The 13,208-nt window shown below is 62.1% G+C and carries 10 protein-coding genes; 4 read left to right on the top strand and 6 right to left on the bottom strand.

The genetic code is table 11. The features are described from left to right. Positions 1 to 8: 8 nt before the first annotated feature. The gene (locus LOY37_RS27180; RefSeq protein ID WP_045186257.1) at positions 9 to 494 is read right to left on the bottom strand and encodes an acyl-CoA thioesterase; all 486 of its coding nucleotides are present in this window, start codon (positions 492 to 494) and stop codon (positions 9 to 11) included. 325 nt (positions 495 to 819) lie between these two features. On the opposite strand from LOY37_RS27180, the gene LOY37_RS27175 reads away from it, so the two are divergent. Next, positions 820 to 2,580 (top strand): cation:proton antiporter, encoded by a 1,761-nt coding sequence (locus tag LOY37_RS27175; protein WP_258716076.1) that lies wholly within the window; start codon positions 820 to 822, stop codon positions 2,578 to 2,580. Positions 2,581 to 2,714: 134 nt separating this feature from the next. Here LOY37_RS27175 and LOY37_RS27170 read toward each other — a convergent pair whose 3' ends face one another. The 3 genes from LOY37_RS27170 to uvrD all read right to left on the bottom strand — a co-directional run bounded on the left by LOY37_RS27170 (position 2,715) and on the right by uvrD (position 6,461). After that, positions 2,715 to 3,122 carry an SMI1/KNR4 family protein gene (locus tag LOY37_RS27170; RefSeq protein ID WP_258595553.1) on the bottom strand — a complete coding sequence of 136 codons (408 nt, stop codon included), beginning with the start codon at positions 3,120 to 3,122 and terminating at the stop codon, positions 2,715 to 2,717. 111 nt (positions 3,123 to 3,233) lie between these two features. After that, a complete protein-coding gene (locus tag LOY37_RS27165; RefSeq protein ID WP_045199463.1) occupies positions 3,234 to 4,082 on the bottom strand; it encodes a Tim44 domain-containing protein in 849 nt (282 codons plus the stop codon). 195 nt (positions 4,083 to 4,277) lie between these two features. Next, positions 4,278 to 6,461, bottom strand: a complete 2,184-nt coding sequence (uvrD, locus tag LOY37_RS27160) for a DNA helicase II (protein ID WP_045199464.1) — start codon at positions 6,459 to 6,461, stop codon at positions 4,278 to 4,280. A gap of 223 nt (positions 6,462 to 6,684) precedes the next feature. Here uvrD and LOY37_RS27155 point away from each other — a divergent pair, with 223 nt between their 5' ends. Beyond that, positions 6,685 to 9,555 (top strand): EAL domain-containing protein, encoded by a 2,871-nt coding sequence (locus LOY37_RS27155; RefSeq protein ID WP_093377881.1) that lies wholly within the window; start codon positions 6,685 to 6,687, stop codon positions 9,553 to 9,555. On the opposite strand, the gene zwf is transcribed toward LOY37_RS27155, so the two are convergent. Beyond that, on the bottom strand, positions 9,552 to 10,994 hold the full coding sequence (gene zwf, locus LOY37_RS27150; protein WP_045199468.1) for a glucose-6-phosphate dehydrogenase: 1,443 nt from the start codon (positions 10,992 to 10,994) through the stop codon (positions 9,552 to 9,554). The genes LOY37_RS27155 and zwf overlap by 4 nt on opposite strands. 104 nt (positions 10,995 to 11,098) lie before the next feature. Here zwf and hexR point away from each other — a divergent pair, with 104 nt between their 5' ends. Further along, positions 11,099 to 11,965 carry a transcriptional regulator HexR gene (gene hexR, locus LOY37_RS27145; protein ID WP_038616018.1) on the top strand — a complete coding sequence of 289 codons (867 nt, stop codon included), beginning with the start codon at positions 11,099 to 11,101 and terminating at the stop codon, positions 11,963 to 11,965. A 102-nt stretch (positions 11,966 to 12,067) separates the two neighbouring features. Then, entirely contained in the window at positions 12,068 to 12,286 is a 219-nt protein-coding gene (locus LOY37_RS27140) for a PA3496 family putative envelope integrity protein (RefSeq protein WP_045199472.1), read from the top strand. On the opposite strand, the gene LOY37_RS27135 is transcribed toward LOY37_RS27140, so the two are convergent. Continuing rightward, entirely contained in the window at positions 12,228 to 13,175 is a 948-nt protein-coding gene (locus LOY37_RS27135) for a LysR family transcriptional regulator (RefSeq protein WP_162195917.1), read from the bottom strand. The two genes, LOY37_RS27140 and LOY37_RS27135, sit on opposite strands and share 59 nt — an antisense overlap. Between the last annotated feature and the right edge of the window lie 33 nt (positions 13,176 to 13,208).

Raw genomic sequence — 13,208 nt, 5'->3', positions numbered from 1 at the left:
GGGCGGTCTTAAAGGGCGTCGCCCTTGAGTTCCTGGTAGCGCTTTTCCAGCTCCTGACGGATCAGCCGGCGCTGTTTACCCTGGAGGAAACGGCGCTTCTCTTCGCTGCTTTCAGGCTGGCGCGGCGGCACCGCAACCGGCTTGCGGTCGTCGTCGACGGCGACCATGGTGAAGAAGCAGCTGTTGCTGTGGCGCACCGAACGCTCGCGAATATTCTCAGTGACCACCTTGATGCCGACTTCCATCGAGGTGTTGCCGGTGTAGTTGACCGAAGCGAGGAAGGTCACCAGCTCGCCGACATGCACCGGCTCGCGAAAGACCACCTGGTCGACCGACAGGGTCACCACATAACGACCGGCGTAGCGGCTGGCGCAGGCATAGGCCACTTCGTCGAGGTATTTGAGCAGCGTGCCGCCGTGGACGTTGCCAGAAAAGTTGGCCATGTCCGGGGTCATCAGGACGGTCATCGACAGCTGGGCGTTTCCAGGTTCCATAGTGTGCTCACGGTAAGGTTGCGCTGAGGCGGGGTGGCGATTGCTGTTCACGCTTCTTTCCCCCAATACGATTCCCATCTAAGTAGACGGGACGCTGACAGCGGCCTTGCCGTCACGCTATTTGTGCCATTTGCGGCGATGCTTTGGTCGATCTGTTTCTTCATATTGCACCGGCTTTTCGCGACAAGCGGCGGTGTTAACCTGAAGAAGCCCATGCAAGGTGGGCATTCCTACATTTAAAACGCTATGTACCCGCAACTCAATCAGACAATTCATCGGGTGAGTTGCGGCTTGTCTCTGGATACCAGGTAAGGAGTCCCACGCCGTGCATGCCATCAGCTTTATCCAGGATTTGGCAGTGATCATGCTGGTTGCCGGGGTGGTGACTATCCTGTTCCACCGTTTCAAACAGCCGGTAGTGCTTGGCTACATTGTTGCCGGCTTCATCATCGGCCCGCACACCCCGCCGTTCGGCCTGATTCACGACGAAGAGACGATCAAGACCCTGGCCGAGCTCGGCGTGATCTTCCTGATGTTCTGCCTGGGCCTGGAGTTCAGCCTGCGCAAGTTGTTCAAGGTCGGGGCCACGGCGTTCATCGCCGCGTTCCTGGAAATCGTGCTGATGATCTGGATCGGCTTCGAGATCGGCCGCTGGTTCGGCTGGAACACCATGGATTCACTGTTCCTCGGCGCCATCCTGGCGATTTCCTCGACCACCATCATCGTCAAGGCGCTCAACGACCTGAAGATGAAGAACGAGCGTTTTGCCCAACTGATCTTCGGCGTGCTGATCGTCGAAGACATCCTTGGCATCGGCATCATCGCCTTGCTCTCGGGTATTGCCGTGAGTGGCACGGTGAGCTCGGGTGAGGTGTTTTCCACGGTCGGCAAGTTGTCGCTGTTCATGATCGTTGCCTTGGTCATCGGCATTTTGCTGGTGCCGCGCCTGCTGGCTTACGTGGCCCGCTTCGAAAGCAACGAGATGCTGCTGATTACCGTTTTGGGCCTGTGTTTCGGCTTCTGCCTGCTGGTGGTCAAGCTTGAATACAGCATGGTCCTGGGCGCCTTTCTGATTGGCGCGATCATGGCCGAGTCGCGCCAATTGCTGAAGATCGAGCGCCTGATCGAACCGGTACGCGACCTGTTCAGCGCCATCTTCTTTGTCGCCATCGGCTTGATGATCGATCCGTCGATCCTGGTCGAGTACGCCTGGCCGATCGTGGTCATCACCATTGCCGTGGTGCTGGGCAAGATGCTGTCCTGCGGCATGGGCGCCTTTATCGCCGGCAACGACGGACGTACCTCTCTGCGGGTCGGGATGGGGCTTTCACAAATTGGCGAGTTCTCGTTCATCATCGCCGCACTGGGCATGACCCTGCAGGTCACCAGCGACTTCCTGTACCCGGTGGCGGTAGCCGTTTCGGCCATCACCACGCTGCTTACCCCGTATCTGATTCGCGCCGCCGACCCGCTGTCGTTGAAGCTCGCCAAGGTCGTGCCGGGGCGCCTGTCGCGGGTGCTGTCGCTGTACGGCGAATGGCTGCGCAGCATCCAGCCCCATGGCCAAGGGGCATTGCTGGCGTCGATGATCCGGCGGATTCTGCTGCAGGTGGGGGTGAACCTGGCGCTGGTGGTGGCGATCTTCTTCAGCGGTGGTTATTTTGCCGCGCGCATCGGTGACTACCTGAGCGAATGGGTCAGCGATGTCGGCCAGCAGAAGGCCTTGATCTGGGGCGCGGCGCTGATGCTGTCGCTGCCTTTCCTGATCGCTGCGTACCGCAAGCTCAAGGCGCTGTCGATGCTGCTGGCGGAGATGGGGGTCAAGCCGGAGATGGCCGGGCGCCACACCCAGCGGGTTCGACGGGTGATTGCCGAGGTCATTCCGTTGCTGTCGCTGTTGGTGATCTTTTTGCTGCTGTCGGCGCTGTCGGCCAGCATTCTGCCCACCAACGAGCTGCTGTTGCTGATCGTGGTAGTCGCGGCAGTGGTGGTGGCGGTGCTGTGGCGCTGGTTCATCCGTGTGCATACACGCATGCAGATCGCCTTGCTGGAGACCCTGGAAAACAACCAGGAAAACCACCACTAAGAGGCGCTTCCTGCGCGGGGCGGTTCGAATGTCCGAGGGGATGGAGCGGTAGCGAAGCGCCACGCGCGGGAAGGCGTGGCGATTCTACGAGCATTAATAGCCAAGAGCCATTATTTTATGCGGGTCTTTCTCATTCAGCTTTCCAGCCAGACATCCCGCGCCCAGTGCCAGACCGATTCCCAGCTGTCTTCGGTAACGATCTCTTCTTCGCCCGACCACAGCACCACGGTGCCGTCTTCTTCGACGCAGTAAAAGTCGTCGCCGTCCTGGCAGATCGGGATCAGGTCGCGCGGCACGCCGGCGTCCCAGGCATTGGCTGCCACGTCCGGCAAGTAGGTATGCGACTGCGGGTCGGTGACGGTGACCGGCTCCAGGCTGCCGTAGACCACGTCGCTGACCGTCAGCAGGAATTCCTTGAAGACGAACGGAATGTTGATGAACAACTCTTCTTCGATTTCGACCAGTTGGTCTTCGTCCGGCAACTCCAGCGGCACCGGTACCGGTTCATTGGCTTCTCGGAGCTGTTCGATGACTTCTTCCACGGTTCTATCCTCTAACCTTTACGACACGCTGCGCGTTATACCCTAGTAGCCTGCTGCGCTAAAAGCAAAACCCCGGGACAAGCCCGGGGTTTTTTGTGCAATGCCTCAAGATCAGCCGTTCTGACGGATCCCGGCAACCAGCCAAGGCTGGTTCTCGCCCGGCGCGCGTTCCATGTTCCAGCTTTCGCTGAACGGTTCGCCCTGGTCGAAGCGCGAAGTCTTCGATACACCGCTGAAGGTCAGGGTGGCGATGGTCTTGTCGGCGCGGTCGTCGACACCTTCAAGCTGCACATTTAGGTCGTCGATGTAAGTGGACTGGAAGGCATCACCCAGGTCAGCACGCTCCTGCTTGAGGAACTGCAGCATCTGCGGGGTGACGAACTCGGCGATCTTGTCCATTTCGTTGGCGTCCCAGTGCTGCTGCAGCGACTGGAAGTGGTTGCGGGCAGCCGCCAGGAAGCTCTGCTCGTTGAACCAGGCCGGGGCGTTGATTACCGGACGGGCGGCGGCAGGTGCAGCCGAACCACCGAAGATCGACGGCTGCGCAGGCTGGTGCGCTTCACGCTGGAAAGGCGCGTGGCCGGCGGCGGCCATTTGTGGCTGCTGCTTGCGGCGACGGGCGGCGATGAAGCGGAACGCCAGGAAGGCAATCAGCGCCATGATCAGGATGTCGAAGATCTGCATGCCCTGGAAGCCGTCGCCCATGAACATGGAGGCCAGCAGGCCACCGGCGGCGAGGCCGGCCAGCGGGCCGAGCCAGCGCGAAGCACCGCTGGCGGCGGCAGGTGCGCGACCTGGCGCGGTTGGCGAGGCAGCCGGGGTAGCCGGGGCTGCCTGGCGGGTCTGGTGGGTCGGCGCGGCGCCCGAGCTCTTGCCGCCGCCGAAGCGTTTGGCGTTGGCGTCGAGACTCATCGTCAGGCCGATGCACAGCGCCAAAGCGATGCTAAGAAAACGTTGCATAGAAGGGTATTCCCGTTTTGTGGATTGCACGCGCGTCATGGTGCACAGGTTGTAGGACACATGACCAGCGCCATAATGTTTCCAGCTTTTGCCTGAATGATCTGAATACGCTGTAGGAGCGGGCTTGCCCCGCGATTGCGGCGTGCAAGTCACATTGCATCGCGGGGCAAGCCCGCTCCTACAGGATTTTCTGCTTTACAGCGCTTCGAGCTTGGCGTAACCGAGCATCAGCCACTTGCTGCCTTCGGCAAAGTTGACCTGGACCCGGGCCTGGGCGCCGGAGCCTTCGAAGTTGAGGATCACACCTTCGCCAAATACCGCATGCTGCACCCGCTGGCCAAGGTTGAAGGCGGTCTGCGGGATGTTGGCGTTGGCGAACAGGCTGCTCGAGTTCTGCTGCTGACCGGAGCCGAACGGGCGGCTGACGCTGTTGGACAAGCGCACTTCCTGCACCAGGCCGGCCGGAATTTCGCGTACGAAGCGCGAGACCTTGTTGTAGGTCTCGCTGCCGTACAGCCTGCGGGTTTCGGCGTAGGTCATCACCAGCTGCTGCATGGCGCGGGTGATGCCGACATAGGCCAGGCGGCGTTCTTCTTCAAGACGGCCGGGCTCTTCCAGGCTCATCTTGTGTGGGAACAGGCCTTCTTCCATGCCGACCAGGAAGACGTGAGGGAATTCCAGGCCCTTGGCACTGTGCAGGGTCATCAGCTGGATGCTGTCTTCGTGCTCGTCGGCCTGGGCGTCGCCGGCTTCCAGCGAGGCATGGCCGAGGAAGGCCGCCAGTGGCGACAATTCGGCGTCTTCTTCGCTGTTTTCGAAGTTGCGCGCGGCGCTGACCAGTTCCTCAAGGTTTTCTACCCGGGCCTGGCCTTTTTCGCCTTTCTCTTCCTGGTGATAGACGATCAGCCCGGACTGCTCGATAACCGTCTGGGTCATCAGGTGCAGGGGCATCTCCAGGACTTTGGCGGCAAGGTTCTCGATCATTTCCATGAACGCGCCCAAGGCACTGGCGGCACGGCCTTTGAGCGCCTTGTTGGCGATCAGCAGGCTCATCGACTCCCACATCGAAACCTGGGCGTGGCGCGCGTGCTCGCGAATCGCTTCGACGGTTTTCTCGCCGATACCGCGCGGCGGCACGTTGATGACCCGCTCAAGGGCGGCATCGTTGCCGCGGCCTTCGAGCAGGCGCAGGTAGGCCATGGCGTTCTTGATCTCGGCGCGTTCGAAGAAGCGCTGGCCGCCATAGATGCGATAAGGAATGCGTTCGCGCAGCAGTGCTTCTTCAAGCACCCGCGACTGGGCGTTGGAGCGATAGAGGATGGCGATGTCGCTGCGTGCCAGGCCGGTCTTGAGTGCGCTTTCGATGCTCTCGACCACGTAGCGGGCTTCGTCGTGTTCGTTGAAGGCGGCGTACAGGCTCAGCGGTTCGCCATCGCCGCCATCGGTCCACAGCTCTTTGCCCAGGCGCCCGCTGTTGTTGGCGATCAGGGCGTTGGCCGCCTTGAGGATGCCGGCGGTGGAACGGTAGTTCTGCTCCAGGCGGATCAGCTCGGCGTCAGGGAAGTCGGCGGTGTACTGGTGGATGTTCTCGATCTTGGCACCGCGCCAGCCGTAAATCGACTGGTCGTCATCGCCGACCACCATCAGGCTGTCGCCGCCCTTGGCCAGCAGCCGCAGCCAGGCGTACTGCACGGCGTTGGTATCCTGGAATTCGTCGACCAGCACATGGCGGAAGCGCCGCTGGTAGTGCTCGAGCAGGCCGGGGTGGTCGCGCCACAGGTCCAGGGCGCGCAGCAGCAGCTCGGAGAAGTCGATGACGCCGGCGCGCTGGCAGGCTGCCTCGTAGGCTTCATAAATGCTGCGCATGGTGCCCAGGAACAGGTCGCCGCTGGCTTGGATATGTTGCGGGCGCAGGCCTTCGTCTTTCTGGCCGTTGATGAACCACTGTGCCTGGCGCGCCGGCCAGCGCTGTTCATCCAGGCCCAGCTCGCGGATTACGCGTTTGACCAGACGCTGCTGGTCGTCGCTGTCGAGGATCTGGAAGTTCTGGTTCAGCCCTGCCTCTTGCCAGTGCGCGCGCAACAGGCGGTGCGCCAGGCCGTGGAAGGTGCCGACCCACATGCCGGCCGGGTTGATGCCCATCAGCTGTTCGATACGCTGGCGCATCTCGGCAGCGGCCTTGTTGGTGAAGGTCACCGACAGGATCGAGTGCGGCGAGGCCTGCACCACCTGGATCAACCAGGCGATGCGGTGCACCAGCACACGGGTCTTGCCGGAGCCGGCACCGGCCAGGACCAACTGACGACCGACCGGCGCAGCTACAGCCTGGCGTTGGGCGTCGTTGAGAGAGTTCAACAGGAGAGAGAGATCATCGCGCATCCGGCCATTTTAGGGGCGCAGGCGACCCTTGGGCAAATATACAGTAGAAAAACTTGGCGCTGACGACCGGCCGGTCACCGGCTGCAGCCCAAGGCCTGCGTGCTTGAGCACCTGCCGTCGGGAAATGCGATGAAATAATTATGATCCAGAGCAGTTTGGCCCAGGGGCTTGCTTGTGTATGCTCCGTGCACGTTTAAGGCTAACCATTACAAGAACACCGCCTATGACACTCGGTTCCGACTCCCTGAGCGCCCCAGCCCAAGCGCGCCGGAGTATTCGCAAACACTTCGCACCGCAACTGGCTGTCGAGCGCACCCGCCTGCTGTATCAAGGCTCGTTGCTGCCGACCCTGTTCATGCTGCTCAACGGCCTTGTCTGTGCCTGGCTGCTATGGAACCCGGCGCGTTACCTGCTGGTCAGCGTCTGGGTGGTCTGGCTGATGGCGCTGGTGGCGTTGCGGGTGATCCAGGTGGCCGCTTTCGATGCTGCCATGCCCGACCGGCAAGCCCAGCCGACCTGGTGGCGGATGTTTTTGCTCGGTTCGGCCTTCAGCGGCCTGACCCTGGCCAGCGCGGCGATTGCCCTGGTGCCGGTGGACAACTTCGTCCAGCAGGCCTGGGTGTTTGGCCTGCTGGGGGCGGCGACGCTTTCGGCCAGCGTTGCCTATGCCGTCAGCCTGCCAGCGTTTCTCAGTTTTACCTTGCCCTGCCTGCTGCCGCCGATTGCTTTCCTGTTCTGGAGTGGCGACGAACAGCAGCGCGGCTGGGGCTGGCTTGGGCTGATTCTGTTGATTGCGCTGTCGGTGGTGGCCTGGCAGGTCAACCGGCTGATCGAACGCGGATTGCTGCGACGCTTTCAGAATCAGGAGCTGATCGAACACCTGCAAGCGGCGCAAAGCCGCAGCGAGAGCCTCAACCAGGCATTGGCCGAGGAGGTCGAACAGCGCCGGTTGATCGAGGAACAGCTGCGTGAGGCGCAGGTTGGGCTGGAGTCGCGGGTGGCCCAGCGCAGCCAGGAACTCGATGTCGCCAACCAGGCCCTGAGCAAAAGCGAGCAGCGCCTGGCCCTGGCGCTAGAGGCCAGCGAGCTGGGGCTTTGGGACTGGAACCTGGACACCGACGAGATCCACCACACGCAATTGCGCGAGCTGTTTGGCCTGGAGCCTGAACAAGTCCAGGAAATGCTCGCGCACCTCAAGCCACGTTTGCATCCCGATGACGTGCCGCTGCTCAAGCGTACCCTGGTCGAACACCTCAAGGGCCGCAGCGAGGACTACCGCATCGACTACCGGGTGCGCCACCGCCAGGGCCATTGGTGCTGGATTGAGGACCGTGGCCGGGCGGTGGAACGTGATGCCAGCGGGCGGGTGCTGCGCATGCTCGGCACCCGCCGGGAAATCAGCGCGCAAAAAGCCCAGGAGGAACAGCAGCGTCTGGCCGCCACGGTGTTTGAAGCCGCCAGTGAAGGCATTGTGATTCTTGACCCTGACTACGTACTGCTGGCCGTCAATCAGGCCTTCTGCCGGGTTACCGGCTACAGCCGCGAAGAACTATTGCAAGGGCGGTTGCTGGAGCTGGCGTGCAGCCTTGATGCTCGTCGACATTCACAGGCTATCGAACTGGCCCTGGAGCAACAGGGCAGCTGGCAAGGCGAACTGGTCGAGGCGCGCAAGAACGGTGAGCTTTATCCTCAGTGGCTGCAGCTTAACGGTGTACGTGATGCCCGCGGCAACCTGACCAGCATCGTCGGCTTCTTTACCGACCTGTCGGCGCGCCGTGAGTCTGAAGAGCGCCTGCGCTACCTGGCCCACTATGATGAACTGACGGGCCTGGCCAACCGCGCCTTGTTCCGCCTGCGCCTGCACGAGGCCGGCGAGCGCCTGCGTCAGAGCGGTCGCGGCCTGGCCCTGCTGCACATCGACCTGGACCGCTTCAAGCTGCTCAACGACAGCCTTGGCCATGAAGTTGCCGACCATTTGCTCAAGCAGATGGCCCAGCGCATCAGCAATGCCATGCCCGAGGCCGACACCGTGGCGCGGCTTTCCGGCGACGAGTTTGCCGTGCTGTTCGATGCCTACAGCAACCTGTCGAGCTTGGTGCGAGTGGCTAGCCGCCTGCTCGACAAGCTACGCGTGCCCCTGCGGGTCGATGGTCACGAGCTGGTGATCAGCGCTTCGGTGGGCATTAGCCTGCTGGCCGACACCTCGCGGGATGTCACGGTGCTGGTCAGCCAGGCCAATACCGCCATGCAGCACGCCAAGCACCTGGGTGGCGACAACTTCCAGTTCTACACCGAGAGCCTGCAGGCCAGCACCCTGCAGCGCCTGCAGCTGGAAAACCACCTGCGCAAGGCCATCGAAGAGCGGCAACTGCAGGTCTACTACCAACCCAAGCTGTGCCTGGCCACCGGCCGCCTGCATGCGGCCGAGGCGCTGGTGCGCTGGCAGCATCCGCAGTGGGGCATGGTGCCGCCGTCGGACTTCATCGGCCTGGCCGAAGAAACCGGGCTGATTGCACCGATGGGCGAGTTCGTCCTGCGCCAGGCCTGCTGGCAGGCTTGCGAGTGGCAGCGCATGGGCCTTGCGCCGATTCGCGTGTCGGTGAACCTGTCGGTGTATCAGTTGCGCCAGGGCAAGCTGGTCAGCCTGGTGCGCCAGGTTTTGGAAGAAAGCGGCCTGGCCCCGCACTTGCTGGAACTGGAACTGACCGAGAGCCAGTTGCTCGACAGCGTCGAGCACATCATCGCTACCTTCCGCCAATTGCATGAGCTGGGGGTGAAGCTTGCGATCGACGACTTTGGCACCGGCTATTCATCGCTCAGCTACCTGAAGCGTTTCCCGGTGGACTACGTGAAGATCGATCAGGCCTTTATCCGGGGGCTGCGCGAGGGCAGCGAGGACGCGGCGATCACCCGGGCAATCATCGCCATGGCCCAGAGCCTGGACCTGCAGGTGGTTGCCGAGGGCGTCGAGACCGCTGAACAGCTGGACTTCCTGCGCAAGCAAGGCTGCAACGAAGTGCAGGGCTACCTGATCAGCCGGCCGGTGCCGGCGCAGGAACTGGCCGGTTTACTGGCCAGCCGCTACAGCTTTTAAAGGTGCCAGGCGCGGCCCTGGTGGGCCAGCAGGCTGTGGGCCTGGTCCGGGCCGTTACTACCGGCGTGGTAGGGGCGCGGGGCCTGGAAGTGTTCCTGCCAGCCGTTAAGGATCGGGTCGATCCAGGCCCACGCCGCCTCGACCTCGTCACGGCGCATGAACAGCGTCGAGTCGCCTTCGAGCACATCCAGCAACAGCCGCTCATAGGCGTCCCAGCGACGGGTCTGGCCGAATACCTGGGCCAGGTTGAGGTTCAGTTCCACCGGCTCCAGGCGCATGCCCTTGCCGGGGGTCTTGGTCATCATCTGCAGGCTGATGCGCTCGTCGGGTTGTAGCTGGATCAGCAGCTGGTTGGCCTGATCGCCGTCGAACAGGCGGTGGGGTACCGGCTTGAACTGAATGACGATCTGCGACGAGCGCTTGGCCAGGCGTTTGCCGGTGCGCAAGTAGAAGGGCACGCCGGCCCAGCGCCAGTTGTTGATGTGGGCTTCTACGGCGACAAAGGTCTCGGTATCGCTGTCGTTGTCGACATCTTTTTCGAAGTAGTAAGCCGGTACTTCCTGGCCGCCGATCTTGCCGGCGCTGTACTGGCCGCGCACGGTCTTGTCCTGCACGTCCTGGCCGGTGATCGGTTGCAGGGCCTTGAGGATCTTCACCTTTTCGTCACGAACCGCTTCAGCCTCGAATTGTGCCGGCGGCTCCATGGCCACCAGGCACAGCAGCTGCAGCAGGTGGTTCTGCAGCATGTCGCGGGTGGCGCCGGCGCGGTCGTAGTAGGCGCCACGGTTTTCGACGCCGAGGGTTTCACAGACGCTGATCTGCACATGATCGACCTGGTTGTTGCGCCACACCGGCTCGAGCAAGGCATTGGCAAAGCGCAGGGCCATGAGGTTCTGCACCGTTTCCTTGCCCAGGTAGTGATCGATACGAAACACCTGCGACTCGGCGAACACCGCGCCGAAGGCCTCGTTGATCGCCGTGGCTGACTCCAGCGAGTGGCCGATGGGTTTTTCCAGGACGATGCGCGCATCGTGATCGGCAAGCCCGGCGATTTTCAGGTGGTTGGCAATCGGCACGAACAGGTTCGGTGCGGTGGCCAGGTAGTAGATCCGGGTCAGGCCGCCGGCTTCACCGAGAAAGCGCGCCAGGCGGACGAAATCGGCGCTTTGCGAGGCGTCCATGGGGAAGTAGTCCAGGCGCGCCGAGAAACGCGCCCAGACATCCTCGTCGAAGTCGGCACGGGCAATCTGTGCCCGGCAACGGCGTTCGGCGAGTTTGAGGAATTGATTACGTGGCAGATTGCTGCGGGCCAGGGCGATGATGCGCACGGCGGGGTGCAGGCGAGCCTCGCGATACAGGTGGTAGAGCGCCGGAAGCAGTTTATGCAGGGCCAGGTCACCGGTGCCGCCGAACACCATGATGTCGCAAGGGATAGTCAATACCACCACTCTCCTAGTTCGTTTAGCTGGGCGGGTCGCCGGTCATGTAGTATAACTACAAGAAAGCTACAACCCGGTCAGTCGATCATAACCGAGTCCTGCCCTTGAATCTGTTGCAACACATCGCCCAGTCGCGCCATCTGCTACGCAAATCGGAACTCAAGGTTGCCGATCACGTGCTGCTTGATCCAGCGGCCGTCATGCATAGCTCCATGGCCGACCTTGCCCACAGCGTCGGCATCAGCGAGCCGACCATCGTGCGTTTTTGCCGTGCGATCGGTTGTTCCGGTTTCCAGGACCTCAAGCTCAAGCTGGCCCAGAGCCTGGCGGCGGGCGCGAGTTTCGGCCAGTTCGCCATTCATGAAGACGACTCGGTTGCCGACTACAGCCTGAAGATCTTCGACACCACCCTGCATACCCTGATGGAAGTGCGCGAGCACCTCGATCCACAGGCTTTGCAGCGTGCGGTATCCGCCATGGCCCAGGCCCAGCGTGTCGAGTTCTACGGTTTTGGTGCCTCCGGCGCGGTAGCGGCCGATGCCCAGCACAAGTTCTTTCGCCTGCTGCTGACGGCGGCGGCGTATTCCGACCCGCACATGCAGGCGATGTCTGCGGTCACCCTCAAGCCTGGCGATGTGGCCATCTGCATTTCCCAGTCGGGGCGCTCCAAAGACCTGCTGATCACCGCCAACCTGGTGCGTGAAAGCGGCGCTACGCTGATCACCCTGTGCCCGAGCCAGACGCCGTTGGCGGAGCTGTCGACCGTCAACTTGGCCATCGATGTGCACGAAGACACCGAAATCTACACCCCGCTGACCTCGCGCATTGCCCACCTGGTGGTGATCGACGTGCTGGCCATGGGCGTGGCCATGGCCCGCGGGCCGAGCCTGGTCAACCACCTCAAGAGCGTCAAGCGCAGCTTGCGCAGCCTGCGCCTGTCGCCCAAGTCGATCAAGGCGATGGACGACTGAGACCTGTAGGCGCGGGTTCATTGATTTGTCATTGGCCCGCCGCCAAACCGTAATGCCACGACGTCAGGCTGAAGCTCCCGCACTCGATAAGGGAGATATGCAATGGCTCGTGAATTCGATGGCTCGTACCAACCCAACGCCAAATCCCGCAAACAGCAGGAAAAAGACCAGCGCCGCATGGAGTTTCGCCGCGCGATCGAAAGCTACTCCGAGCAGCGCCGTCTGCTGCAGGACATCACCGACTACCCCGACTTGCAGGCCGTCAGCGTGTGGCAGGTATCGGCGGCAGAATCCCCGAGAAACGCTCAACAAGCCCGCTGATCTGTGCACGTTCGCTGCGAATGAACGCTAGAAAGGCCAGGGCCACCGGCGATTGCCGCTTGGCCTTGGACTGCACCACACACCAGCTGCGGTACAGCGGCAGCTCTTCGACCGGCAGCTCGCGCAGCACGCCGGTGGCCAGTTCCAGGTTCAATGCATGGCGGGTCAGCAGGGCGATGCCCAGGCCGGCAATCACGCACTCGCGCTGGGCATCGGCCGAGGCCACTTCCAGCGTCTGAGTGAAGTGCACGCGCTTTTCCTTGAAGTACTCTTCGCAAGCCTTGCGTGTGCCCGAGCCCTGTTCGCGTACCAATAGCGTGTGCGGCTCAAGGTCTTGCAAACGCAGGCTGTCGAGCTTGCACAGCGGATGATCGGGCGGCGCCACGGCAACGATCGGATTGTTGAGGAACGGCAGGAACTCCAGGCCCATGTCCTGGGGCACCATGGACATAATGATCAGGTCATCACGGTTGTCCGAGAGGCGACGTATGGCCTGGGCGCGGTTGACCACCGTGAGGGTAAGATTGACCTCGGGGTGCAAACGCTTGAAGGCCGCGAACAGATGCGGGACGAAGTACTTGGCGCTGGATTCGACCGCCAGCTTCAATTGCCCCTGCAGCGAGCCCTGCATGTCGGAGAGCTGCATGTCGAGGCTCTCCAGGCGCCCGAAGATATCGCGGCTGGCGCGTTGCAGCGCTTCAGCGGCTTCGGTCAGGTAGAGCTTCTTGCCGACATACTCGAACAGCGGCTGGCCGACCAGTTCTTCCAATTGGCGGATCTGTAGACTAACGGCGGGTTGCGTCAGGTTCATCTCCTCGGCTGCCCGGCTGTAGGAACGCAAATCACAGACCTCATTGAAGATCTGAAGTTGACGCAATGTCATACGCATCAATGACTTACGCATTTCTCTCAAGCCCCGGCA

The sequence above is a fragment of the Pseudomonas sp. B21-012 genome, from assembly GCF_024749305.1.
In the GTDB taxonomy this organism is placed as follows: domain Bacteria; phylum Pseudomonadota; class Gammaproteobacteria; order Pseudomonadales; family Pseudomonadaceae; genus Aquipseudomonas.
Note: the sequence above shows the minus strand (reverse complement) of the source record. Positions and strands in the feature narration are given on the sequence as shown.

Coding starts and splice junctions, on each gene's coding strand:
- LOY37_RS27180 (WP_045186257.1), bottom strand. CDS start 494: ATGGAACCTGGAAACGCCCAGCTGTCGATGACCGTCCTGATGACCCCG.
- LOY37_RS27165 (WP_045199463.1), bottom strand. CDS start 4,082: ATGCAACGTTTTCTTAGCATCGCTTTGGCGCTGTGCATCGGCCTGACG.
- uvrD (WP_045199464.1), bottom strand. CDS start 6,461: ATGCGCGATGATCTCTCTCTCCTGTTGAACTCTCTCAACGACGCCCAA.
- LOY37_RS27155 (WP_093377881.1), top strand. CDS start 6,685: ATGACACTCGGTTCCGACTCCCTGAGCGCCCCAGCCCAAGCGCGCCGG.
- LOY37_RS27140 (WP_045199472.1), top strand. CDS start 12,068: ATGGCTCGTGAATTCGATGGCTCGTACCAACCCAACGCCAAATCCCGC.
- LOY37_RS27135 (WP_162195917.1), bottom strand. CDS start 13,175: ATGCGTATGACATTGCGTCAACTTCAGATCTTCAATGAGGTCTGTGAT.